This is a genomic window from Nocardia sp. CA-120079, assembly GCF_050955745.1.
GTDB lineage: Bacteria > Actinomycetota > Actinomycetes > Mycobacteriales > Mycobacteriaceae > Nocardia.
Genome location: NZ_CP192088.1, coordinates 5,907,611 through 5,931,211, shown reverse-complemented (window position 1 = coordinate 5,931,211; position 23,601 = coordinate 5,907,611). Strand labels below are relative to the sequence as shown.

The window sequence follows — 23,601 nt, the reverse complement described above, 5'->3', positions numbered from 1 at the left end:
AGGGCGCTGTTAGGGCGACAGACCCCGCGTCGAGTTGGCGATTTCGGCGCATCCGGCCATGCGGAGTGATTCAATCTGCTCGGTGTGCTCTGTAGTAGCTGATAGTAGTGAAAGGAGTTCAGATGACAATGTCGGTTGCCGACCGCATATTCTTTCGCGTCAACCGATTCCACAGGGAACGGGTCGCGATCGCATGGGGCGGACGGCATATTCTGCACGGCCGTAAGCACAGGCCGGGTGACGTGGTGCTGGCCAGCAATGACTATCTCGCGCTTGCGCACGAGCCGCATATCGTCGGCGCGATGTGCGCGGCATTGCAGTACGCGAGTGGGGGAGCACCCCCGTCGGGCGTCTTCGTACACGGTCCCGACCATCCGCAGATCGCGCTGGAAACCACGCTTGCCGAACATATGCGGGCGGCCGCCGGAATTCTGTGTCAGTCGGGCTGGGATGCGAACGCCGGATTGATGCAGTCGATCGCCGACTCGCATACGCCGGTCTACATCGATCACATTGCGCATATGTCGCTGTGGCACGGCGCGAAAACCGCTGGTGCGCCGGTATATTCGTTCCGGCACAATTTTCCGGGCCATCTGCGCGACGAGATCCGCAAGCACGGCCCGGGCATCGTCGCGGTGGATTCGATATACAGCAGCAACGGGAGTCGCTGTCCGCTGACCCAGATCTGCGATGTCGCCGACGAAACCGGCAGTGTGCTGTTGGTCGACGAATCGCATTCGCTCGGCACCGACGGGCCCTACGGTGCGGGCATGGTGGTCGCGCTCGGCCTCACCGACCGGGTGCCATTCCGGACCGCCAGCCTCGCAACGGCTTTCGCGGGACGCGCCGGTTTCGTCGCCGCGAACAATATCGATTTCGTCGACTACTTCAAGATGGAATCCGATCCCGCGGTCTTCTCCGCGACACTGCTGCCGCACGATATCGCCGGTCTGGCCGCGACGCTCGAAGTGATTCGCGTCGACGAGTGGCGGCGGGTCCGGCTGCGCGAGATCTCCGCTGTCGTGCGGCGTGCGCTGATGGCGTTGGAATTCGATCTGGAGGGTTCGGCCAGCCATATCGTCGCGCTGCAGACCGGTTCGGATGAGCGCACCATCGCGATCCGCGACTTCCTGGAGGCCCGTGGCGTTTTCGGTTCGGTCCTGTGCTGGCCCGCTACCGCGCCCGACCGCGCGCGCATCCGCTTCTCACTGCATGCCGGGCTCACCGATATGCAGGTGGATCGACTCATCCAGGTGTGCACCGAGGTTCGCAACAACTTCGGCGCGACGGCGCCGATGCGTTACGAAAGGCCGAGGTCCGCACCGACTCCAGCGCAACTCGTGCCGAGCCAGTGAGCTATAAGGCGGCCGTCGCACGCGGCAGGATCACCGTGAAGGTCGCGCCGTTGCCCGGCTCGCTGTCCACGCTCACCCGACCGCCGTGCGCCGCCACAAGGGCCTGCACGATCGACAGCCCCAAACCCGTTCCGCCACTGGCCCGGGTGCGCGAGTCGTCGGTGCGATAGAACCGTTCGAAGACGCGGGCGGCGGCCTCCGGCGTCAGGCCGGGGCCGGTGTCGATGACATCGATGCGCACGTCATCCGCGGACGGGGTGAGCCGCACGGTGACCGCGGCGGTGGCCGGAGTGTGGGCCAGGGCGTTGCCGAGCAGGTTGGCCAGCACCTGCCGCAATCGCGCTTCGTCGCCGGTCACGTCCATGGTGCCGACGCCGGGACGGACCTCGAGGGTGATCGGGCGTCGAGGTTGCTGCCGCGCCGCCATGGCCTGCGCATTGTGCACCGCATCGCCCGCGAGCGTCAGCAGATCCACTTGGCGGCGGTCGAGTGGGCGTTTGGCATCCAGCCGCGCGAGCATGAGCAGGTCCTCGACGAGTAGGCCCATGCGTTCGGCCTCGCCCTCGATGCGGCCCACCACCATGGACGCATCCGTGCTCGCGCCTTGGCGGTAGAGCTCGGCGAAACCGCGAATCGTGGTGAGCGGAGTCCGCAATTCGTGGCTGGCGTCGGCGATGAACTGGCGCATCCGGCGTTCCGAGCGCCGGGCGTCTTCCTCGGAGGCCTCGGTGGCTGCGACGCCGTGCTGGATCTGCGCGAGCATCGCATTCAACGACCGCGCCAACCGGTCGACCTCGGTATCGACACCACGCACCGGAACGCGCCGGTGCAGATCACCGCCCGCGATCGCCGCCGCGGTCTTCTCGACATTACGCAGCGGGCGCAGGCTGCGCCGCACGACGAAGTACCCGACCACACCGAGCGCGATCAATGCGGCCGCGCCGGTGCCTAGTTCGAAGTAGATCAAGCGCGATACCGTCTCCTGGTTATCGGTGAGTGGCAGCGCGATGGTCGTCGAGCCGTACTGGTTGCTGGTGGTCAGGGCGCGCCATTCCAGCTCGGATCCGTCGGTCGAGCCGACTGTCGTTGGGACCGATGCCATTTGCCCGTCGACATCCGGCGTGGTGCCGGTGCCGGCAACCGCGACCGAGGTGCCCGGATAGATCTGTCCCCCGGGGCCTTTGTGCAACTCATAGAAGCGGCGGGGTTGATCGGTGAACGGCCGAGGGGTCGGCGCCTGCGGCAGGTCGGCCGGCACCCACACCGTCGCACCGTCATTCGTGACGACCTGCTTCATCTCGCGTGGTTCGGCCCATGAGCGAGCGGCGTCGTAGAGCTGCTCGTCGGTGCGCGCGGTCAGTGATCGACTCAGGGCGGAGGTCACCGCGAAACCCGTGGAGAGCAGCACCATGGCGGCCAGGAAGACAAGGGCGACGACGAGTCCCACCCGCAGCGGGATGGCCGACACCCGCCGGGCGAGTGATTCGCGCAGTCTCATATCCGACTCGGCTGTGGTGCGCGCAGCACATAGCCGACGCTGCGCAGCGTGTGGATGAGTTTGGGTTCGGTGGTATCGACCTTGCGCCGCAAATACGACACATACGACTCGACCACGCCCGCGTCACCGCCGAAGTCATAGCGCCACACGTGATCCAGGATCTTCGCCTTGCTGAGCACCTTGCCCGAATTCACCATGAAATACCGCAGGAGCGTGAACTCGGTGGGCGACAATGCCACCGGCACGCCGGCTTTCCAGACTTCGTGACTGTCCTCGTCGAGTTCGATATCGCCCACCGCGATGCGGGAGGACAGGTCCGCGACGGCATCCCTGCCCGACCGCCGCAGGATGGCCCGCAGCCGGGCGATCACCTCTTCGAGGCTGAACGGTTTGGTGACGTAGTCGTCCGCGCCGAGGGTCAGTCCGGTGAGTTTGTCGTCGACTTCATCGCGCGCGGACAAGAACAGCACCGGCGCATCGATCCCGTCGGCGCGCAGCCGTCGCAACAGCCCGAACCCGTCCATGCCCGGCATCATCACGTCCACGATCAGCGCGTCCGGCCGGAACCGGCGCACTTTGTCCAGCCCGTCCGTCCCGCTGATCGCGGTGACTACCTCGAACCCCTGAAATCGCAGACTCACCGCGAGGAGCTCGACGATCATCGGCTCATCATCGATGACGAGAATGCGTGCTTCCGGCTCTGCTCTGCTCATTCCACTAGCGTGACGGGCCGAGCAAGGTCGCAGCTCAGGACAAGCTGGGTGTTGGCTGTGAGCCCTGGACCTATCCGAGATCCGGATGGAAAATGCGTTCGGCCGCGTTCCGCACAGTGGTGCTGCTGTCGGGATCTTCGACGTGGAGTGCGAAGACCAACTCGCCGGTATTGGCGAGCAGCCAGCCCTGCCCGGCCGCTGTGGTGACATATCCGCCGCCGCCGATCAGCCTCCGGAGTTGGTCGACAACCGCGGCGGGCAGCGGACTCGATTCGGCGGAAGTCGTTGCCGGGCGGCCATTTTCGATCATGGGTGGCGTGATGCGTCCATTGGCGATGGCGGCGGTGAGGATCGCCATGCCGTAGGGGCTGGCCTGGATTTCGCTCGCCCGGCCGCCGCGTCGGGCGTCCGCGGTGCCCGGGGCCGGGATTCGCGAACTCACCTTGTCCAGACCCGCCAGCTCGAAATCGACGCCGAGACCCAGCATGCGGGCGGCCTGGGTGACCTCGTCGAGGGATACATCCTGTGGCGGTTTGTGCGCGATGGTGGCCGCGGCCGTCCGCAGTAGTTCGGAAGTGCCGCCGATCGGGGCGAGCCCGGCGAAGGCCACCGGTTCGTTCGTGCTGGCCGCGTTGTTCTCGGCGGCGGCGACAATGGCTCCGGTCGCGGGATGGATCGCGACGACGGCCGCCGGATTCCCGAGGTAGTTGACCGCATCCTGGGCGGCGCGCTGCCAGTGCGGATCCAGGGTCGCGGACACATCCGGCGCCGGTGTGCCCTGCTGTCCGGCGATGTTTGCGATCGGCAGCCCGTCGGGTCCCGATAGCTGCACCGCCCAGCCCGCGGTCCGGTCCCGGTTGTCCTGCCACACCGTGCGCAGTGCGTCGAGCATGGGGGATTGGATGCGCCGGTCGGCCGAGATCAGCCGTGGCTGCGGCTGTGCCACCACCCCGGGAATCGGCGTGATGTCAGGTTCGAGAACCGCGAAGTCGTCCTGCCGCAGATTCACCGCGACGACCGGTTGACCTTTGGCGGCGGCGAGTTGCGCGCGTAAGGACTCGCCGGTGATCAGTGGGGCGACCGGTGCGATGGCCTTCGCCAGTGCGTCGGTGGTGGCGACCGGATCGGTGATGCGGGCGGGATCGAGCCGGACCACAGCGATGACTTGCTCGGTCAGCAACGGTTGTCCGAGACTGTCCTTCACCACGGGCGACGGCGTCGGGTAGGCCTTTACCAGGTTGACCTTGCGGGTGTTGTCCAGTTGTGGCAAGGCGATAGTGGGGTCCCAGGAGATTCGCCAGCCGGTCGCCAACTTTCGGATCGTGCCCTGCGCGTCGTATGTCCAGTTTCGATCGCGTCCGAATGCCCACGCGCCCTGCAGGGCGAAGATGCCCTCCTTGGAATCCAATGCGATGAATTGCGACAAACGGAAGTCGGGAGCACCGGGGCCCAATCCCTCGAACACCTGTCGCAGCGATGTGGCGGCATTGCTCGGTTGGGTGGTCAATTTCGCGGCGTTATCCGCATCCCGCTTGTTCAGCAGCTCGGTGAACTTTTCGACCGCCACCCTCGCGTCATCCGAATACTCGCCGAACGAACAGGCGCACCCGCCGAGTGCTACCGCGAGAATCACCGCGCCGAGTGCCGCCGACCAGCGTGTGCGGCTCATGTGCGGTCCGACGCCCGGGGAATTGCTCATCGGGATCCTCGATTCTCGAGTTCAACCGCGATTGGTGGTCGTCAGCATCTGATTGCGCAGCGCAACGGACTTCGAGGCTAGCCCGCGCATTCGACGGCTATCCATTCGATAAATCGGATAGCTGCCGAATTGCGATGGACTCGAGATATGGCCTTATGTTGGCTCCCCGCAACAAAGTTCGAGCCGACCGGGGGACCCCGGCCGATGGCCGAGGTCCCCGTCGGTTCACGACTGCGGCGGTGGACTGAAGATGCCGAAGTCGTTTCCGGAGGTGTCGAGGATGTGTGCGAAGACCAGTCCGTCCTTGCCGGTGATCGGCGGGACCGACACCTTTCCGCCCAGCTTTTCGGCGGCGGCGACCGTGGCCGCCACATCCTGGACGAGGACGAAGAAGGTCGCGTGATTGGCCGAGGCATCGGGGGTGCGCGAGATGCCGCCGCTGGGCGCCTCGCTCGCCGGGTAGCTGACCAAGTCGTAGGTGTCGGCGTTCGGGTCGGCGGCGAAGCTCCAGCCGAACAGGTCGCCGTAGAACTTCTCGACCTCCTGCGGCTTGTCGCTGCCGACCTGGAACCAGGCAACCGTGTTGAAAGGGGGAGTGCTCACCGTGTCGTCTCCTCGCGATCGGGTATCGGTGTCTTGCCCGATCACGATCACCCGGCGCGGCGACAACCCCCTGTCGGTGTTTCCCGCCGATTTCCTCTCACAGCGCGACGGTTCGGAGTTCGAGGTCCTTCGGAATATCGGAAGGGGTGAGCGGGCGCGGCGACGTCGGTGTATCTATCATGGTCGCCGTGCGGATGCGGTCCAGCCGGAAGCAGCGCGACTCCGCACGCAACCGGCACCATGCGATGAGATACCAGCCGCGTGATCCGTTGAGGAATGCCGTCGGCTCGACCTCCCGGTCGCTGGCCGCGCCGAAGCGATCCGAATAGCTGATCCGCAGCACCCGCCCCGCCTCGATCGATTGCCCGATGACCGACGGAATGGCCTGGACGGGCGGCGCATCGACCGGATCAAGCAACCGAACCCGCGCGGCGAGGTCGCGGGCGGCGGCCGCATTGCGCTCCGACATCACCCCGAGAATCTTGCGCAACGCGCTGCGCCCGGCCTGGTCGAAGGGCGTCGCCTCGCTGCGCGCCAAAGCCACGGCGAGTGCGACCGCTTCCGCTGCGGTGAAGTTGAGCGGTGGCAGCGACATGCTCTTCTCCAACGCGTAGCCACCGCGCCTGCCGACATCCGCGTAGATCGGAATACTCGCCTGCTGCAGTGCCGCGATATCGCGTTCGATCGTCCGAACGCTCACCTCATAACGCTGCGCCAACTCCCGCGCGGTCCGCATCCGCGGCGCCACCGCCCGCAATTCCTCGACGATCGCATACAGCCGATCCGTACGGTTCACGCCGCAACGCTAGCGCCGACCACCGACATCGAACCCCCGCCCGAATTGTCTTGACGGAATGCGGGTATCAGTCGAGGGTGTCACATTGCCAGTGAGCGCCTCGCGCAGTCGCCTGCGCGCGGGTGTCACTGGATATGCGACGGCTCCGGTCAGCGGCGGGAGACGAGCATCGGTTCGTGCAGGTCGAAGTATTCGACTTCGCCCATGAGTTCGCCTTCCTCGTCGAACAGGGTGCGCAGATCGTCTGGAATCTCCAGCTTTTCGTGGGCGCGGGCCTCGGCCTCGGAGGTGAAGTAGACGGCCTCGACGTAACCGTCGCTGCCATATGTCGCCAGGGTGCCGCCGAGAATTTCGGGGCGCAGTTCGTGGATGCGCTCGGTGCCTTCGGCGAGCAGTTCGCGCATGCGGCGCGGATTGCGGGTATGGCCCTCCATGACTTGGACGAACCCGGCCTGATCCGAGCCACCGCCCAGCCACTGCGTCACCTCGGGGCAATCCATGAACTGCACCGGTCCGTCGAAGCACTGCTCGGTCTCGGCCCACCATGCGCCCTGCTCCGGACGATTGCTATTGCGCCGCGCCGCTTCTTCGGATTCGAACCTCGCCAATGCGATGAACGTTCCGTCATTGCACAACCCGCTGGTCGTCCCGAGATAGCCGACGGCTCCCGGCTGCAATTCCTCGGTCCACCGATCCATACACCGACGTAGCCGATCGGCGTCGGAAACCTTTCCTTGAATAACTTGGATGAACATCGAGTCCTCCTAGTGCGGAGAGATCACTCCGCTCTATAGCGAGGCTGACGCGTCGCGGTCCACCGAGGGTGCTCGGACCGCACGGCCCGCGAACACGGCCACCGCACAGCTAATCGTTCGCCGTGGTGCGGCCGTACGCAAGACCGGTGCGAGTCAATGCGCTTCGGCGCAGTTCGTCAGGAAGGTTTCGACCAGTTGATTGACGACCTCGGGAACCTCGGCGGCGGCAAGGTGCGCGGCATCCTCGATGACCGCCAGTTCCGCGCCGGGTATGGACCGAGCCATGGTCTCCAGTTCGGGTACCGGAAAGGTGCGATCCTCGCGACCGCCGACGACCAGTGTGGGACAGGTGATCGCGGCGAACCGGTCGCGTTGGTCCGGGCGTTCGATCACCACCGATCGGACGGCATGAGCGACCGATTTCGGATCATTGCGACGTGCCGTATCGAGGACCCGGCGCACGACATCGGGACGGGTGGCTTCGGTGGTCGGCCCGAGGAAGGCGCTCACTACCGAGCGAGTGAGCGGTGGGCGGATGCCGCGCAGGATGCCGACGATGACGAGCAGCGCCCTGTACTGCAATTTCTGAGCGCTCGGCGCCGGGGAGGCCGTGCCGTTCATCAAGATGGCGGATCGGACGCGGTCCGGATATTCGGCGGCCAAGGTGCCGCCGATCATGGCGCCCCAGGAGTTCCCGATGAAGTGGGTCCGCGAGAGTTCGAGGTGGTCGAGGATGTCGACCACGCAGCCCGCGCAGTCGTCGAAGGTGAAGCCGCGGGTGAGTGGACTGGATTTTCCGTGGCCGGGCGGGTCCACCGCAATGGTCAGGTAATTCTCGGCGAAGTGGGCGATCTGAGCGTCCCAGAGTCCGGCGTCCATGAGCAGGCTCGGCCACATCACGAGCGGATCGCCGTGCCCGGTTGTGACGACGTGCAGGGTACCGAGCCGAGTCGGGATGTATAGATCCGTGCTGTCCATGGGTTCCTTCAGCGTAGGGCGAGGGCGAGGAAGAAGTCGACGCGGTCTTCGAGGCGGGACAGGTCGCGGCCGGTCAGTTCCTCGATGCGTTGGATACGGTAGCGCAAGGTATTCACGTGAACGTGAAGTAGCTCAGCGCATTTGGTCCACGAGCCGGACACCTGGAGGAAGGTTTCCAAGGTGTGCACCAACTCGGCGCGGTTTTCCTGGTCGTAGCTGCTCAACGGGTCGAGCAGGCGCAGGCGGAACATGCGGCGGACCTCGTCGGGGACGCTGGCCAGCAGAAGCATATGGGTGGCGAGTTCGTCGTGGCCGACGACGGTGGTGGGGGTGGGACGGTCGGCAGCGAGGCGGCGCGCGTAGCGGGCTTCTTCTACCGCGCCGCGCAGACCTTCGCCGTCGACGATGCCGCTGACACCGATCGAGAGGTGAGCACCCTGCAGTCCGGGCTCCAAAGCGGTTACGGCGCGGTGGGTTTCGCTGATGACGGAGCCGTCTGCGGGGATGAGGGCAATGGCTTCACCGTCGACCACACCTGCGGCAGGCCTTTTGCCGTAGAGGATTTCGCGCAGTAGGACGCGTAATTCGCCGGGGCGCAAGGCATCTGCTCCGGCCGCCACTGCGATATAGGTTTCGGCGCGGCCGAGCCCGGTCAGTTCCAGGCGGGAAATGATTTCGGCGGGTTTGGCATCGGAGACGATCAGTTCGATGAGTTCCTGGGCCAGGCGGCCCTCGGCGCTCTGACGGTCGTCGAGCCGGGCGCGTTCGAGCGATACGACCGCGGCGAGCTCGCCGGTCAGGGCGCGACGTTCCTCCGGCCAGTCTTTGAAGTCGCCTTCGAAGACCAGGAACCAGTCGGCGGCGCGGGAGGTGCTGTGCTCGTCGACGGCGAACAGCGAGTAGCGCGCCTTGTCCTGGACCAGCACGTGGGGGAGACGGCGAGCGTTCAGGAATGCTGCCGTTGCCTCGACCGGTGGCGGTGCGGCGGGTCCGGCCACCACGCGTCCGGTGGATGCGACGACCCAGCAGCGCATCCCGAGATCGCGTTCGATCAGCTCGAGCACCGAGCCCAGCCCGGTACCCGAGACGAGCTGGCGGTGGCGGTCGAGTATGGCGGTCAGGTCCGCAGCGCGCCCGGTGGACAGATTGCGGGTCAATGTCTCGGTGACCTGGGCGAATGCGACATCTTCACGGACACGGAACAGCGGAATCCGATGCCGTCGACAGGCCTCGACGACGTCGGGCGGAGCGCCGCCATAGCGGGCGTCACCGGCGGCGAGTCCGGCGACTCCGGCCTGGGCCAGCGCCCGCACGAAGGTCTCGCTGTCCTCCGGCGAAAGCCGCCATTGCAGCCCGGTCAGGACGAGCTCACCGCCGGAGAGATAACGACTCGGATCGAGCATGTCGGTGGTCACTACCCAGCGCACGAAACGGTCGAGCTCTTCCTCGCCGGTGACGAGCTCGAGACCGAGATTCATGGTCAGAAGTGATCTAAGTCGCACACTTGCCGAGGCTAACAGCCCAGCTCGCGCCCTCCCGGCGACGCTTTGGATATTCACACAAACGAGCCCGTGTGAACTGGCGCACACTTCGGATTTCTGGGTCCTAGCAGCGCAGATGAACGGCGGGTGTACTTACTCCCAGCACCAGAACAAGCTCGATGGGAGATCGGATGTCCGGTGAGATCGGATGGCTCAACTCGCTGCCTGCGGACCAGGCCGAGGCGGAACTGCTGACCTGCTGCGCCTCACACGTCTGGGCGCAGAAGGTGGCAGCGCACCGGCCGTACGTGGACAGCACGAGCCTGATGGCCGCCGCGGTCGCCGGGGTACGGGAGCTGAGTTGGCCCGATATCGAGGAGGCGCTGTCCGCGCATCCGCGCATCGGCGACCGGGCGAAGGCGGGCACGCGGGAGGCCGAGTGGTCCGCCGGTGAGCAGTCCGGCACGGCGAGCGCCGACCAGCAGACACTCGATGACATCGCTGCCGGCAACCTGGCCTATGAGCAGCGGTTCGGGCATGTCTTCCTGATTCGTGCCGCCGGCCGCTCCGCTGAGCAGATCCGCGCCGAACTGCGCAGGCGCCTGGCGAATACCGCCGAGGGCGAGCGCATCGCGACCCAGCGCGAACTCGCCGATATCACCCGGCTGCGGATCCGAAAGCTGTTGGAGGACAGGTGAGTCTGTCCACCCATGTGCTCGACGCGGCATCCGGTCGCCCGGCGGCGGGGCTGCCGGTGCGGCTGGAAAAGGCCGACGGCACCGTGCTCGCCGAGCGCCGCACCGATGACGACGGGCGCGTCCAGGATCTGCCTGCACCCGAAATCGGTGTCCACCGGCTGATTTTCGAAACCGGTGACCTCAGTCCGTTCTACCCGTCGGTGTCCATCGACTTCCGCGTCACCGACCCAGCCGAGCACTACCACGTGCCGCTGCTGCTCAGTCCCTATTCCTACTCGACCTACCGAGGTAGCTGAACCATGTCGATCAAGCTCGGGCCGAATAGATACGGCAAAGCGGAAAACCGGGTCGTCCGGGTGACGAAAACCGGTGGCGTCCACGAGATCCGGGATCTGAACGTCGGTGTCGCGTTATCCGGTGACATGGACGAGGTCCACCTGACCGGTGACAATGCGACGGTCCTGCCGACCGACACCCAGAAGAACACCGTGTTCGCCTTCGCCAAGGAACACGGCATCACTTCGCCGGAAGCGTTCGGTCTTTTGCTGGCACGGCATTTCGTCGATTCCCAGCCGCCCATCCACCACGCGCGGGTCTCCCTGGCGGAGTACGCCTGGGAGCGCATCGTGGTCGGCCCCGGTGACAACCAGTATTCGTTCGTGCGCTCCGGCCAGGAGACCCGTACCTCGCGGGTGCACTACGACGGCGAAAACGCCTGGGTGGTCTCGGGTTTGACGGGTCTGGTGGTGCTCAACTCCACCGGCTCGGAATTCCACGGCTATATCAAGGACAAGTACACGACGCTGCAGGAGGCCTACGACCGCGTTCTGGCCACCGAGGTCAACGCGCAGTGGCGGTTCGCGAGCGAACCGGGCGACTGGGACAAGGCCTACCGCGAGGTCCGCGGTGCGCTGCTCGAGGCATTCGCCGATACCTACAGCTACTCGCTGCAGCAGACCCTCTACGCCATGGGCGACCGGGTGATCGGCGCGGTCCCGGAGGTCTGCGAGGTCCGGCTGTCGCTGCCCAATAAGCATCACTTCGTCGTGGATCTGTCCGGCTTCGGACTGGAGAACGACAACGAGGTGTTCTTCGCCGCCGACCGCCCTTACGGCCTGATCGAGGGCACCGTACTCACCGAGGACGCCCCCGCGCCCGGACCGGCTTGGGAGTGACGATGGATTTCCTACGACCCGCTACCTGGGCCGAGGCGCTCGAGCTCAAGGCCGCGAATCCGGCGGCCAAACCCATCCAGGGCGGCACCGATGTCATGGTCGAGATGAACTTCGACCACGGCCGTCCGGCGGCACTGCTCGATCTCAACCGCTGTCGCGACCTGTTCGATTACTCGACCGAGCCCGACGGCCGCATCCGGATCGGTGCGGGCGTCCCGTATGTGCGCATCATCAACCGGCTCAACCACCAGCTGCCCGGTCTGGCGCAGGCCTCGCGCACGGTCGGTTCGCCGCAGATCCGCAATCGCGGCACTGTCGGCGGCAATCTGGGCGGAGCGTCCCCGGCCGGTGACGCCCACCCGGCGTTGCTGGCGGGCAATGCGGTGATCGAGGTGGAGTCGGCCGCACGCGGCACCCGCCTGATCCCGATCGATGACTTCTACGTGTGGGTGAAGAAGAACGCCCTGGAGCCCGACGAGCTGATCCGCGCCATCCGGATCGAGCCCGCCACCGGGCCGCAGTACTTCTCCAAGGTCGGCACCCGCAATGCCATGGTGATCGCGGTCTGCGCGTTCTCGATCGCGTTGCACCCCGCCACCCGCACGGTCGGCACCGGCATCGGATCCGCCGGACCGACGCCGCTGCGCGCGACACCCGCCGAGTGGTTCCTCGCCGATGCGCTGGACTGGGATGACCCGGCCCCATTGCCGTTCGATGTCGTCCGCGAATTCGGTGCGCTGGTCTCGGCCGCCGCCAAGCCGATCGATGACGTCCGCGGCACCGCGGAATACCGCAGACACGCCCTGACGGTGCTGGCCCGCCGCACCCTGTCCTGGGCCTGGACGGACTACCTAGCAGAAAGAAGGAGGGCAGCCTGATGCGTGTGACCTTCGACGTGAACGGCTCGCAAGAGACCGTCGACGATGTGTGGGAGGGCGAGAGCCTGCTCTATGTGCTGCGCGAGCGCATGGGCCTGCCCGGCTCCAAGAATGCCTGTGAGCAAGGCGAATGTGGTTCGTGCACAGTCTATTTGGATGGCACGCCGGTGTGTTCCTGTGTCGTGGCCGCAGGCCAGGTACAGGATCGCTCGGTGCGCACCGTCGAGGGGCTGGCCAACGGCGCGAAACTCGATCCGATGCAGGAGGCGTTCGTCGAGGCCGGTGCGGTCCAATGCGGCTTCTGCACACCGGGGCTCATCGTGCAGGCGCACGATCTCATCGAACGCAATCCCGATCCCTCCGATGTGGAGATCCGCGAGGCGCTCGCCGGAAACCTCTGCCGCTGTACGGGATACGAGAAGATCCTCGACGCGGTGCGACTGGCCGCGGCACGTAAGGCGGGCCGATGAGTACAGCATCGCGCAACGACTCCGTCAGGGGTGGCGGTCGGGCGACGGGTGGGCGTACAGCATCGCGAAGCGATTCGGTGACGGGCGGTGGCCAGGTAACGGTCGGGCAGACTGTCATCGAGAATGCCTATATCGCGCCGGTCGTCGGTGACGAGATCGCGTCCGGATATGTCGTCATCTCCAATGGCCGCATCGAAGCCCTCGGCGCGGGACCGGCACCGATCGTCCCGGGTGCCGAAAAGGTCGACGGCACAGGATGTTTGGTGACACCGGGCTTGGTCAACACCCACCACCACCTCTACCAGTGGGCGAGCCAGGGCCTGTTCCAGGATTCCACCCTGTTCGAATGGCTGACCGGTCTCTACCGCACCTGGGCGCGCATGGACGCCGACGTCGTCTACGGTGCGGCCGCCGCCGGCCTGGGCTGGCTGGCGTTGACCGGCTGCACCACCAGCAGCGACCACCACTACATCTTCCCGAAGGGGCGCGGCGACCTGTTCGAGGCCGAGGTGCGCGCGGCGAGCGAGATCGGCCTGCGTTTCCACCCGTGCCGCGGTTCCATGGACCGCGGACAGAAGGACGGCGGTCTGCCGCCGGACGAGGTGGTCGAGAGCCGGGACGAAATCCTCACCCACACTGCCGAAGTCATCGACAAGTATCACGATCCGTCGTTCGATTCGATGCTGCGTGTCGCGGTCGCGCCTTGCTCGCCGTTCTCGGTGAGCGAGGGTCTGATGATCGATTCCGCGACGTTGGCGCGCGCCAAAGGTGTTCGGCTGCATACCCATCTCGCCGAAACACTCGACGAGGAAGAGCACTGCATCGAGCAGATGGGCTGCACCCCGGTCGAATACATGGAAAAGCTGGGCTGGCTCGGCGAGGATGTCTGGTTCGCGCACGCGGTGCACCTGCACGACGCCGATATCCGGCGCTTCGCCGAAACCGGCAGCGGCTCGGCGCATTGCCCCAGCTCCAACGCCCGGCTCGGTGCGGGTATCGCCCGCGTCAGTGATCTGGTGGCCGCCGGTGCGCCGGTCGGTCTCGGCGTGGACGGCGCGGCCTCGAGTGAGTTGACTTCCATGGCGGGCGAAATGCGGCAGGCCATGCTGTTCCAGCGCGCGGTCAACGGCCCGACCGCCTTTACCGCGCGCCAGGCGCTCGAGATCGGCACCCTGGGTGGTGCCCGTAATCTCGGCCGCCACAACGAGATCGGCAGTATCGAACCCGGCAAGCTCGCCGACCTCGCCATCTGGCGGGTCGACGGCTTCCGCTCGGCGATCGAGGATCCGGTCTGCTCCTTGGTTTTCGGACCGACACCGCCACTGGCCCGGCTGCTCATCGGCGGGCGCACTGTCGTGGAGAACGACGAATTGCGCACCGTCGCACAGGATGTCGTCGGCCGCGCCGGTGTTACCGCCCGCAAACGGTTGATGCGACAGGAGCCATGATGACTGTCCCACGGACCACCCGCTTCCCCCAAGAGGTTGCCGCACCGGGTAAGGGCGGCATCGGGGAGAGCCCGCTGCGCCCCGACGGCACGCTGAAGGTCAAGGGCGAGTTCGCCTACGCCTCCGATCTCTGGATGGATGGCATGCTCTGGGGTGCGACCCTGCGCAGCCCGCATCCGCGCGCGATCATCCGCGGGATCGATATCGCGCCCGCACTGGCCATGACCGGTGTGCACGCCGTACTCACCCATGAGGATGTGCCCGGCCGCAAGATGTACGGCCTCGACCACACCTGGGATCAGCCGGTCCTGGCCATCGGCGAGGTGCGCCATCACGGTGAGCCCATCGCCCTGGTCGCCGCCGACCACCCCGAGATCGCCCGGCGCGCCCTCGAAGCCATCGAAATCGATTGGGAGGTACTGGAACCCATTACCGACCCGATGGCGGTGCTGTCGGCTCCGAAACGGCTCGCGGTGCAGGAGCGCGGCGGTATCGCCCGGCACCAGCCGGTGCGCGTCGGCGATATCACCGTGGGCCGCGCGCTGGCCACCGTGGTGATCACCGAGGAATTCGAGGTCGGCATTCAGGACCAGGCATTCCTCGGCCCCGAATCCGGCCTGGTGATTCCGGCCGAGGACGGCGGACTCGACTTCTACGTCGCCACCCAGTGGATGCACAACGATCTGTCCCAGATCGGGCCTTGCCTCGGCCTGGCCGACGACCAGATTCGCATGACCATGGCAGGTGTCGGCGGAGCCTTCGGTGGCCGCGAGGACCTGTCCATGCAGATCCACGCGGGCATGCTGGCCATGCACACCGGCAAGCCCGTCAAGATGATGTACAACCGCGAGGAGTCGTTCTTCGGGCACGTGCACCGGCACCCGGCGAAGATGCTCTACGAATACGGTGCCAATGATGCCGGAAAGCTCACCTACGCAAAGGTTCTCATCGTCCTCGACGGTGGCGCGTACACCTCGGCGACGTTGAATGTCACCGGCAACGCGTCCTCGCTCGCCGTGGGGCCGTACGAGATTCCGCATATCGAGGTCGACGCGTACGGCATCTACACCAATAACCCGCCGTGCGGTGCGATGCGCGGATTCGGCGCGGTGCAGGCTTGTTTCGCACACGAGTCGATGATGGACAAGGTCGCCGAGGCACTGGATCTGGATCCGGTGCACGTGCGCCAGATCAATGCGGTGTCACAGGGGTCCAAGCTGGCGACCGGTCAGGTGTTGCACGCGCCGACGCCGATGGCCGAAATGCTCGGGCAGCTGCGGGATATGCCGATGCCGCCGGAGCTGGACGCCTCGGATATCCGGAACCTGCCCGGCGGCGCATCGCAGACGACGCACGGCGAAGGCGTGGTGCGTGGTGTCGGCTACGGCGTCGGCATCAAGAACATCTGCTTCTCCGAGGGCTTCGACGACTACTCGACCGCTCGGGTGCGGCTGGAAGTCATTGCCGGAGAACCGGTTGCGCTGGTGCACACCGCGGCCGCCGAGGTCGGTCAGGGACTGGTGACGGTCGAGGCGCAGATCGCGCGCACCGAACTCGGTATCGAACGGGTCACCATTCACCCGGCCGACAACCAGGTCGGCGACTCGGGTTCGTCGTCTGCCTCCCGGCAGACCTATATGAGCGGTGGTGCGGTGAAGGCGGCCTGTGAAGCAGTGCGCCAGCGCGTACTCGCCTTGGCCCAGGCCGAGTTCGGTGCCATGTCGGGACTGCGACTGGTCGGCGGCAAGGTCGTCTCCCGCACGGGGGAGGTGCTCGCGGCGATCGTCGATGTCCTGGATGAGGGGGTTGTCGAAGAGACCCGCGAGTACCACCACCGGCCGACCACCGGCATGGATCCCGTGACGGGACAGGGGAATAGCCACACCCAGCTGGCTCTCTGCGTACACCGCGCGGTAGTGGACGTGGATACAGACCTCGGCCTGGTCAAGGTCGTCTCCCTGGACGCGGTCCAGGACGTGGGCAAGATCATGAACCGCCTGTCCCTGGAAGGGCAGATCCACGGCGGCTCCGTACAGGGGCTGGGCCTGGCGGTCATGGAGGAAATCCAGGTCGAAGACGGTAAGGTGCGCAACCCGTCCTTCACCGACTACCTGATCCCGACGATTCTCGATACGCCGTCACAGCGGCTGGAGATTCTCGAAAATGCCGATCCGCACGCCCCCTACGGGCTGCGCGGCGCCGGAGAGCCGCCCACGCTCTCTTCGACCCCCGCGATCGCCGCGGCGATCCGTGACGCCTGCCGATCACGGGGTGGAAACGTGCACATCAACCGAGTGCCGGTGCGTCCGGAAGACATCATCCGGAGCAGTTGATCAACAGGGGCAGCCGGTTCGGAGTGGACCGGACAGACTCCACAACAGCAGTACCCGAACCGTGCGGTCCGGCCCCAGTCCACAAGGACAGCCGCCGAACCGTAGGTCGGCTACGCCCCGAGGAGGGCACGCCAATGACCCAGATTCAGACCAAGCCCAGCACGCCAGAGCCGGTAGCAGGAAGGTCTGCGCTCGACCGGTTCTTCCGGCTGAGCGAACGCCGAACCACCGTTTCCCGCGAAATCCGTGGCGGCATCACCACTTTCGTCGCCATGGCCTACGTCATCCTGTTGGTGCCGCTGATTCTCGGCGGCGTCGCGGATGTCAACGGTGACAAGCTGAGCATCGCTCAACTCACCACGGCCACCGCGTTTTCCGCGGGACTCAGCACCATCCTGATGGGCGTTGCGGGCAATGTGCCCTTGGCGCTCGCCGCCGGACTCGGTGTGGTTCCGGTGGTCGCCTTCCAGGCGGCGCCGCATATGACCTGGCCGCAGACCATGGGTCTGGTCGTCCTGATGGGCGTGATCATCGTGATCCTGGCCGCGACCGGCCTGCGGACCATGATCATCAACGCCATCCCGCTCGGTCTCAAGAATGCGATCGGGGTCGGGATCGGCATGTTCATCGCGATGATCGGACTGGTCTCGGCCGGGGTGGTCGGACACGGTGCGCAGACCGGTCCGCCGGTCACCCTCGGCGCCGGTGGTCACCTATCCGGTTGGCCCGTAGTGATTTTCGCGGTCGGCCTGCTGGTGATGCTGGCACTGTTCATCCGCAAGGTGCCCGGTGCGATTCTGATCAGCATCGCCATCTCGACCGTGCTGGCCATTGTCGTCAACGCGCTGGCGAAGATCGACCCGCAAGCGTGGGGGCCGGTGGTGCCGGAGAAGCCGAAGGGATTCTTCGCCGCACCCGATTTCGGGCTGGCGCTGAATATCGACCTCTTCGGCGGTTTCGCCGAGGCGGGCGGGCTGGTCGCGGGGGTCGTGCTGTTCACCCTGGTGCTGACCGGGTTCTTCGATGCCATGGGAACGGTTTTCGGCGTCTGTGACGAGGCCGGACTGCTCGATGCGAATGGCACCATGCCGGGTATCGGCAAGGTGCTGACCATCGACGGTATCTCGCAGGTCATCGGTGGTGTCAGCGGCGGCGCCGGAAATACCGTCTACGTCGAATCCGCGACGGGTGTCGGTGAGGGCGCCCGCACCGGACTGACCAGCGTGGTGACCGGTGGATTGTTCTGTCTCGCAGTATTTTTCACCCCGCTCGCGGCCGTGGTGCCGATCCAAGCCGCCGCGCCGGCGCTGGTGATCGTCGGTGCGCTGATGATGACCCAGGCCCGCAAGATCGATTGGAACGATCTGGAGGTGGCGGTGCCCGCCTTCCTGACGATCGTGCTGATGCCGTTCACCTACTCCATCACCAACGGTGTCGGCGCGGGGCTGATCGCGTATGTGGTGATCAAGCTGGCACGTGGCAAATTCCGTGAAATCCATTGGCTGATCGGGGTGGTGAGCCTCGTCTTCGCCGGCTACTTCGGCATCTCGGCCATCGAACTACTCCTGGGCGGATAGCACAATGCGCGACCTCACGGCAGAACTGCGGAAATGGCATGCGGCGGAGAAGGATTACGCCGTGGCCACCGTCATCGGCGTCACCGGAAGCGCCCCTCGGCCGCCCGGAGCCGCGCTGGCGGTCGACGCCGACGGCATTGTCATCGGAAGCATCTCCGGTGGCTGTGTGGAGGGCGCGGTCTACGAACTCTGCCGTGAGGTCCTGCGCACCGGGCAGCCGGTGCGCGAAACCTTCGGATACAGCGATGACGACGCCTTCGCGGTCGGGCTGACCTGCGGCGGCAAGCTCGAGGTATTCGTCCAGCGGATCACCGCGGTCGAGCGGGTCGCCATCGAGGCGATCCTGCGCACCGACGAGGCGGTCGCGCTGGTACGTGATCTGGCGACCGGTGCGGCCATGGCGATCGGGTCCTGGTGGACCGTCGGCGCCGCCTTCGACGAGGTGGTTGTGGCCGAGGCCAGGGCAATGCTCGATACCGGCGCGACCGGCGTGCGCGAGATCGGCTGTGGTGCCGGTGCACTCACGGTCTTCGTGGAATCGTATGTACCGCCGCCGCGCATGATCGTCTTCGGCGCAATAGATTTCGCGTCGGCCGTCACCAGGATCGGCCGCTTCCTCGGATACCACGTCACCGTCTGCGATGCTCGCCCGGTGTTCGCCACGCGTGCGCGTTTTCCGGATGCCGACGAGATCGTCGTGCAATGGCCGGACCGCTATCTCGCACGCACACAGGTCGATTCGCGCACGGTGCTGTGCGTGCTCACCCATGACGCCAAATTCGATATCCCGCTGCTCGAGGTGGCGCTGCGCCTGCCGGTGGCCTATGTCGGCGCGATGGGTTCCCGCCGCACCCATGAGGACCGCATGGCCGGGCTGCGCGCCGCCGGAGTGACGGAATCCGAACTGGCCCAATTGCATTCACCGATCGGGCTGGATCTCGGCGCGCGGACCGCTGAGGAGACGGCGGTATCCATCGCCGCCGAGATCGTCGCGGTGCGCCGCGGCGGCTCGGCCCAACCGCTGACCGCCACCGGCGGACCGATCCACCGGGACTTGATCCCGGTCTGGTGAGCCGCGCACCCCGCCGTGCATCCGTACACCCGGTACGCGGGGGCGCGCGGTTTCGGCACCGCGTCTGCGGCTGGAGCATCCTACGAAATCGACTTCGGGATATCCGATCGGCTTCGGGGTAATCGCCGCTATTCCGACAGTGTGGTCGGCCCACATAATTGACGAAATTGCGAACAAAGGATTCACCGAATGCCGTTGATATTTCTGAACGGTTCCGCCATGCGTGGCGAACCGCTCAATCATCTGCTCGACGGCGCGCCTTTCGCCGGCGAAGCGAAAACCGCGCCGCGCTACCGTTTCTATTCGGTCGGCGATCGGTTCCCGGGGCTGGATCCCGTCGCCGACGGGGGCGATTCGATCTCCGGTGAACTGTTCGATATCCCCATGGAAGTGCTGCGACAGCGGCTGCTGCCTGCCGAACCACCCGAACTCGAACTCGGCGCGATCGAACTCGAAGACGGACGTTCGGTCCTATCGATGCTGCTGCGCCGCGCGCCGACCTCATATCCGGAGCTGATCGATATCACCGCCGTCGGCAGCTGGAAGAAATACCGTCAAGGAGCTGAATGAGTAAGCAGGCCGGGGACTTCGCCTTCCCGAAATTCGATGTCAATTGCTCGATCCTGTTCACCGATCTCCCGCTGCTGGAACGCCCCGCCGCGGCAAAGCAGGCCGGATTCGACGCGGTGGAATTCTGGTGGCCGTTCGGCGAGGATCCGACGCCGGGCGACAAGGAGATCGACGCGTTCGTGCGCGCGATCCGCGATGCCGGGGTGGAATTGGTCGGCCTGAACTTCATCGACCTGATTCCGGCGGGCGGGCGCGGTCTGGTCTCGGTTCCGGGTGAGGTCACCCGGTTCCGCGACAATATCGACGTCGCCGTCGGTATCGCCGAGGAGACCGGCTGCCGCGCGCTGAATGCCCTCTACGGCAACCGCGTCGAGGGCGAGAGTCCGGACAAGCAGGACGAACTCGCGCTGGAGAACCTGAGTCTGGCCGCACAGGCCGCCGGTGCCATCGGTGCCGTAGTGCTGCTGGAGGCACTGAATTCCTTCGAGTCGCCGAACTATCCGATCGTGAGCGCCGCGCACGCCGTGCAGGTCATCGAGCAGACCGGTGAATCCAACGTGCGGTTCCTCTGCGACCTGTACCACCTGGCCCGCATGGGCGAGGGCCTGCACACGGTGATCCGCACGCACGCGGCGTATCTCGGCCACGTCCAGATCGCCGACAGTCCGGGCCGCGGCCGTCCCGGCACCGGTGAACTCGACTTCGCCGCGCTCTTCGAAACCCTGGCCGAGAGCGGCTACGACGGCTGGATCGGCCTCGAATACAAAGACCACGAGCTGGATTGGAAGTGGATGAAATGACTGCAGCATCGCATAGCGATTCCGTGAGAGGTGGCGGCCGGGCGACGGGTGGGCGCAGGATCGGGTTTATCGGCCTGGGGATCATGGGCAGCCCGATGGCGGGTCACCTCGTCGCCGCCGGGCACGAGGTGACCGGTTACGACATCGGTCCCACCGGTCTGGAGAAACTGAAGGCCGCGGGTGGTTCGGCCGCCTCCGGTGTCGCGGAAGCGGTGCGGGACAAGGACATCGTCATCACGATGCTGCCGCAGGACGAGCACGTCGAGGCGGTCTTCGCCGATGTGCTCGTGCACGCCGCGCCCGGCACCCTGTACATCGACTTCTCCACTATCACGCCCAAGACCGCGCGCTCGACCGCCGAGCGGGGCATCGAGAAGGGGCTACGGGTGCTCGACGCCCCGGTCTCCGGTGGCGAGCCGGGCGCGATCAATGCCGCGCTGTCGATCATGGTCGGCGGTAACGAGGCCGACTTCGCCGCGGCCACACCGATTTTCGAGGCGGTCGGCAAGACCTTCGCGCTGGTCGGACCGAACGGTGCCGGTCAAGTGGTCAAGGCCGCCAACCAGCTCGTCGTCGGCGGCACCTATGCCCTGGTGGCCGAGGCTATTCTGCTGATGGAGAACCTGGGCGCCGACGCCGAGAAGGGCCTCGATGTGCTGGCAGGCGGGCTCGCGGGCAGCAAGATCCTCGAACTCAAGCGCGCCTCCATGCTGAGGCGCGACTTCAAGCCCGGCTTCCGAATCGACCTGCACCACAAGGATATGGGCATCATCCTGCAGGCCGCCCGCGACGCCGAGGTGTCGATCCCGATGGGTGCGCTGACCGCGCAGTTGATCGCGGCCGCGCGCGCGATGGGTCACGGTTCACTGGACCACTCGGGTCTGCTGAAGGTGACTGAGGCGCTGTCGGGTCGGGAGAACTGACCATGGCACGCATGCGCACCGTGGATGCCGCGGTTCTGATTCTCGAAAAGGAAGGCGCGACACAGGCATTCGGCTTGCCGGGTGCCGCGATCAACCCCTTCTACAGCGCGATGCGCGCGCACGGCGGGATCAAGCACGTGCTGGCCCGCCACGTCGAGGCCGCCTCGCATATGGCCGAGGGGTACACCCGGGCGGCCGCGGGCAATATCGGTGTCTGCATCGGCACCTCGGGGCCCGCGGGCACCGATATGATCACCGGCCTGTATTCCGCCAGCGCGGATTCGATTCCGATCCTGTGCATCACCGGTCAGGCTCCGGTGGCCAAGCTGCACAAGGAGGACTTCCAGGCCGTCGATATCGCTTCGATCGCCGCACCGGTGAGCAAGTGGGCGGTGACGGTACTCGAGCCCGCACAGGTACCGGGGACCTTCCAGAAGGCCTTCCGGTTGATGCGCGAGGGCCGGCCGGGTCCGGTCCTGATCGACCTGCCGATCGATGTGCAGCTCGCCGAGATCGAGTTCGACATCGAGACTTACGAGCCGCTCGAGGTGCACCGCCCGGCCGCGACGCGGGCGCAGGCGGTCAAGGCCATCGAGATGTTGAATGCGGCGCAGCGGCCGCTGATCGTCGCGGGCGGGGGCATCGTGAATGCCGATGCCGCGGCGCTGCTCGTCGAATTCGCCGAACTCACCGGGGTGCCGGTGGTGCCGACGCTGATGGGCTGGGGCACGATTCCCGACGATCACGCGCTGCATGCGGGCATGGTCGGACTGCAGACCTCGCACCGGTACGGCAATGCCACCCTGCTCGAATCCGACTTCGTGCTCGGCATCGGAAACCGCTGGGCCAACCGGCATACCGGCGGTGTGGACACCTACACCAAGGACCGCACCTTCGTACATGTCGATATCGAGCCGACCCAGATCGGCCGGGTGTTCGCGCCGGATTACGGCATCACCTCCGACGCGGGCGCCGCGCTGCGCGTCTTCGTCGAGGTCGCGCGCGAACTGGACGCGGCCGGACAGCGGCCGAATCGCAGTGTGTGGGCCGAGCAGTGCCGAAATCGGAAACAGGTCGGTCTGCGTAAGACGCACTTCGACGATATGCCGATCAAGCCGCAGCGCGTCTACGAGGAGATGAACAAGGCATTCGGGCCCGAGGTGCGCTACGTCAGCACCATCGGTCTGTCACAGATCCAGGCGGCGCAGTTGCTGCACGTCTACCGGCCGCGGCACTGGATCAATGCGGGCCAGGCCGGGCCGTTGGGCTGGACCGTACCCGCGGCCATCGGTGTCGCGACGGCCGATCCCGATGCCACCGTGGTCGCACTCTCGGGTGATTACGACTTCCAGTTCCTCATCGAGGAATTGGCCGTCGGCGCGCAGTTCAATATCCCGTACATCCATGTCGTGGTGAACAATTCGTACCTCGGCCTGATCCGGCAGGCGCAGCGAGCGTTCGATATGGACTACTACGTGCAGCTCGCCTTCGACAATATCAACAGCCCGGAGCTCGCGGGCTACGGCGTCGACCATGTCAAGGTCGCGGAAGGCTTGGGCTGCAAGGCGATTCGCGTATTCGATCCGGCATGGATCGGATCAGCCCTCGATGAGGCGAAGAAGCTGGTGACCGAATTCCGGGTGCCGGTGATCGTGGAGGTCATCCTCGAGCGGGTGACGAATGTGTCGATGGGACTCGAGATCGACAATATCGTCGAATTCGAGGAACTCGCGCAGTCCGCGGCCGACGTCCCGACCGCGACCGCGCGACTGGACTGAG

Annotated in this window: 22 protein-coding genes; 14 read left to right on the top strand and 8 right to left on the bottom strand. The window is 66.0% G+C overall.

Annotated elements, in window-relative coordinates:
* Positions 1–122 precede the first annotated feature (122 nt).
* Positions 123–1,355 carry an alpha-hydroxyketone-type quorum-sensing autoinducer synthase gene (cqsA, locus tag ACQPYR_RS27400; RefSeq protein WP_433621819.1) on the top strand — a complete coding sequence of 411 codons (1,233 nt, stop codon included), beginning with the start codon at positions 123–125 and terminating at the stop codon, positions 1,353–1,355.
* 1 nt (position 1,356) lies between these two features.
* Here the strand turns inward: cqsA and ACQPYR_RS27395 are convergent, their stop codons facing one another.
* The 8 genes from ACQPYR_RS27395 to ACQPYR_RS27360 all read right to left on the bottom strand — a co-directional run bounded on the left by ACQPYR_RS27395 (position 1,357) and on the right by ACQPYR_RS27360 (position 9,875).
* On the bottom strand, positions 1,357–2,853 hold the full coding sequence (locus ACQPYR_RS27395; protein ID WP_433621818.1) for a sensor histidine kinase: 1,497 nt from the start codon (positions 2,851–2,853) through the stop codon (positions 1,357–1,359).
* Positions 2,850–3,566: a response regulator transcription factor gene (locus ACQPYR_RS27390; RefSeq protein ID WP_063037967.1), complete on the bottom strand. Its 717-nt coding sequence runs from the start codon at positions 3,564–3,566 to the stop codon at positions 2,850–2,852. Before ACQPYR_RS27390 ends, ACQPYR_RS27395 begins: the two co-directional genes overlap by 4 nt.
* A gap of 70 nt (positions 3,567–3,636) precedes the next feature.
* Positions 3,637–5,265, bottom strand: a complete 1,629-nt coding sequence (locus ACQPYR_RS27385; protein ID WP_433621817.1) for an NTF2-like N-terminal transpeptidase domain-containing protein — start codon at positions 5,263–5,265, stop codon at positions 3,637–3,639.
* A 225-nt stretch (positions 5,266–5,490) separates the two neighbouring features.
* The gene (locus tag ACQPYR_RS27380) at positions 5,491–5,868 is read right to left on the bottom strand and encodes a VOC family protein (RefSeq protein ID WP_063038227.1); all 378 of its coding nucleotides are present in this window, start codon (positions 5,866–5,868) and stop codon (positions 5,491–5,493) included.
* Positions 5,869–5,965: 97 nt separating this feature from the next.
* Positions 5,966–6,664, bottom strand: a complete 699-nt coding sequence (locus tag ACQPYR_RS27375) for a helix-turn-helix transcriptional regulator (protein ID WP_433621816.1) — start codon at positions 6,662–6,664, stop codon at positions 5,966–5,968.
* A gap of 149 nt (positions 6,665–6,813) precedes the next feature.
* Positions 6,814–7,419: a hypothetical protein gene (locus ACQPYR_RS27370; RefSeq protein ID WP_433621815.1), complete on the bottom strand. Its 606-nt coding sequence runs from the start codon at positions 7,417–7,419 to the stop codon at positions 6,814–6,816.
* 153 nt (positions 7,420–7,572) lie between these two features.
* Complete coding sequence (locus ACQPYR_RS27365; protein ID WP_433621814.1) at positions 7,573–8,397, bottom strand: alpha/beta fold hydrolase; 825 nt, start codon at positions 8,395–8,397, stop codon at positions 7,573–7,575.
* Between the two features lie 8 nt (positions 8,398–8,405).
* Positions 8,406–9,875 (bottom strand): PucR family transcriptional regulator, encoded by a 1,470-nt coding sequence (locus ACQPYR_RS27360; RefSeq protein WP_433621813.1) that lies wholly within the window; start codon positions 9,873–9,875, stop codon positions 8,406–8,408.
* 194 nt (positions 9,876–10,069) lie between these two features.
* Between ACQPYR_RS27360 and uraD the strand changes: the two genes are divergently transcribed.
* From uraD to gcl, 13 genes are all read left to right on the top strand, one after another.
* Entirely contained in the window at positions 10,070–10,576 is a 507-nt protein-coding gene (gene uraD, locus ACQPYR_RS27355) for a 2-oxo-4-hydroxy-4-carboxy-5-ureidoimidazoline decarboxylase (RefSeq protein ID WP_433621812.1), read from the top strand.
* Positions 10,573–10,872, top strand: coding sequence for a hydroxyisourate hydrolase (uraH, locus tag ACQPYR_RS27350; RefSeq protein WP_433621811.1), 300 nt, complete (start codon positions 10,573–10,575; stop codon positions 10,870–10,872). The genes uraD and uraH overlap by 4 nt, the downstream gene beginning before the upstream one ends.
* 3 nt (positions 10,873–10,875) lie before the next feature.
* A complete protein-coding gene (pucL, locus tag ACQPYR_RS27345; RefSeq protein ID WP_433621810.1) occupies positions 10,876–11,751 on the top strand; it encodes a factor-independent urate hydroxylase in 876 nt (291 codons plus the stop codon).
* A 2-nt stretch (positions 11,752–11,753) separates the two neighbouring features.
* A complete protein-coding gene (locus tag ACQPYR_RS27340) occupies positions 11,754–12,629 on the top strand; it encodes an FAD binding domain-containing protein (RefSeq protein ID WP_433621809.1) in 876 nt (291 codons plus the stop codon).
* Positions 12,629–13,099, top strand: coding sequence for a (2Fe-2S)-binding protein (locus ACQPYR_RS27335; RefSeq protein ID WP_433621808.1), 471 nt, complete (start codon positions 12,629–12,631; stop codon positions 13,097–13,099). Before ACQPYR_RS27340 ends, ACQPYR_RS27335 begins: the two co-directional genes overlap by 1 nt.
* Entirely contained in the window at positions 13,096–14,547 is a 1,452-nt protein-coding gene (locus ACQPYR_RS27330) for an 8-oxoguanine deaminase (protein ID WP_433621807.1), read from the top strand. Before ACQPYR_RS27335 ends, ACQPYR_RS27330 begins: the two co-directional genes overlap by 4 nt.
* Positions 14,544–16,880, top strand: a complete 2,337-nt coding sequence (locus ACQPYR_RS27325) for a xanthine dehydrogenase family protein molybdopterin-binding subunit (RefSeq protein WP_433621806.1) — start codon at positions 14,544–14,546, stop codon at positions 16,878–16,880. Before ACQPYR_RS27330 ends, ACQPYR_RS27325 begins: the two co-directional genes overlap by 4 nt.
* 134 nt (positions 16,881–17,014) lie before the next feature.
* Positions 17,015–18,457, top strand: a complete 1,443-nt coding sequence (locus ACQPYR_RS27320; protein ID WP_433621805.1) for an NCS2 family permease — start codon at positions 17,015–17,017, stop codon at positions 18,455–18,457.
* 4 nt (positions 18,458–18,461) lie between these two features.
* Complete coding sequence (locus ACQPYR_RS27315; RefSeq protein WP_433621804.1) at positions 18,462–19,529, top strand: XdhC family protein; 1,068 nt, start codon at positions 18,462–18,464, stop codon at positions 19,527–19,529.
* 189 nt (positions 19,530–19,718) lie between these two features.
* On the top strand, positions 19,719–20,099 hold the full coding sequence (locus tag ACQPYR_RS27310; protein WP_387287755.1) for an allophanate hydrolase-related protein: 381 nt from the start codon (positions 19,719–19,721) through the stop codon (positions 20,097–20,099).
* A complete protein-coding gene (locus ACQPYR_RS27305) occupies positions 20,096–20,899 on the top strand; it encodes a hydroxypyruvate isomerase family protein (RefSeq protein WP_433621803.1) in 804 nt (267 codons plus the stop codon). The genes ACQPYR_RS27310 and ACQPYR_RS27305 overlap by 4 nt, the downstream gene beginning before the upstream one ends.
* Positions 20,896–21,822 (top strand): NAD(P)-dependent oxidoreductase, encoded by a 927-nt coding sequence (locus ACQPYR_RS27300; protein ID WP_433621802.1) that lies wholly within the window; start codon positions 20,896–20,898, stop codon positions 21,820–21,822. The genes ACQPYR_RS27305 and ACQPYR_RS27300 overlap by 4 nt, the downstream gene beginning before the upstream one ends.
* A 2-nt stretch (positions 21,823–21,824) precedes the next feature.
* Positions 21,825–23,600, top strand: coding sequence for a glyoxylate carboligase (gene gcl / locus ACQPYR_RS27295; RefSeq protein ID WP_433621801.1), 1,776 nt, complete (start codon positions 21,825–21,827; stop codon positions 23,598–23,600).
* Position 23,601 lies beyond the last annotated feature (1 nt).

Bases quoted from the DNA above. Each gene is read 5' to 3' on its own strand.
- cqsA (WP_433621819.1), top strand. From the start codon at position 123: ATGACAATGTCGGTTGCCGACCGCATATTCTTTCGCGTCAACCGATTC.
- ACQPYR_RS27395 (WP_433621818.1), bottom strand. From the start codon at position 2,853: ATGAGACTGCGCGAATCACTCGCCCGGCGGGTGTCGGCCATCCCGCTG.
- ACQPYR_RS27390 (WP_063037967.1), bottom strand. From the start codon at position 3,566: ATGAGCAGAGCAGAGCCGGAAGCACGCATTCTCGTCATCGATGATGAG.
- ACQPYR_RS27385 (WP_433621817.1), bottom strand. From the start codon at position 5,265: ATGAGCAATTCCCCGGGCGTCGGACCGCACATGAGCCGCACACGCTGG.
- ACQPYR_RS27370 (WP_433621815.1), bottom strand. From the start codon at position 7,419: ATGTTCATCCAAGTTATTCAAGGAAAGGTTTCCGACGCCGATCGGCTA.
- ACQPYR_RS27365 (WP_433621814.1), bottom strand. From the start codon at position 8,397: ATGGACAGCACGGATCTATACATCCCGACTCGGCTCGGTACCCTGCAC.
- ACQPYR_RS27360 (WP_433621813.1), bottom strand. From the start codon at position 9,875: ATGAATCTCGGTCTCGAGCTCGTCACCGGCGAGGAAGAGCTCGACCGT.
- uraD (WP_433621812.1), top strand. From the start codon at position 10,070: ATGTCCGGTGAGATCGGATGGCTCAACTCGCTGCCTGCGGACCAGGCC.
- pucL (WP_433621810.1), top strand. From the start codon at position 10,876: ATGTCGATCAAGCTCGGGCCGAATAGATACGGCAAAGCGGAAAACCGG.
- ACQPYR_RS27340 (WP_433621809.1), top strand. From the start codon at position 11,754: ATGGATTTCCTACGACCCGCTACCTGGGCCGAGGCGCTCGAGCTCAAG.
- ACQPYR_RS27335 (WP_433621808.1), top strand. From the start codon at position 12,629: ATGCGTGTGACCTTCGACGTGAACGGCTCGCAAGAGACCGTCGACGAT.
- ACQPYR_RS27330 (WP_433621807.1), top strand. From the start codon at position 13,096: ATGAGTACAGCATCGCGCAACGACTCCGTCAGGGGTGGCGGTCGGGCG.
- ACQPYR_RS27325 (WP_433621806.1), top strand. From the start codon at position 14,544: ATGATGACTGTCCCACGGACCACCCGCTTCCCCCAAGAGGTTGCCGCA.
- ACQPYR_RS27320 (WP_433621805.1), top strand. From the start codon at position 17,015: ATGACCCAGATTCAGACCAAGCCCAGCACGCCAGAGCCGGTAGCAGGA.
- ACQPYR_RS27315 (WP_433621804.1), top strand. From the start codon at position 18,462: ATGCGCGACCTCACGGCAGAACTGCGGAAATGGCATGCGGCGGAGAAG.
- ACQPYR_RS27310 (WP_387287755.1), top strand. From the start codon at position 19,719: ATGCCGTTGATATTTCTGAACGGTTCCGCCATGCGTGGCGAACCGCTC.
- ACQPYR_RS27305 (WP_433621803.1), top strand. From the start codon at position 20,096: ATGAGTAAGCAGGCCGGGGACTTCGCCTTCCCGAAATTCGATGTCAAT.
- ACQPYR_RS27300 (WP_433621802.1), top strand. From the start codon at position 20,896: ATGACTGCAGCATCGCATAGCGATTCCGTGAGAGGTGGCGGCCGGGCG.
- gcl (WP_433621801.1), top strand. From the start codon at position 21,825: ATGGCACGCATGCGCACCGTGGATGCCGCGGTTCTGATTCTCGAAAAG.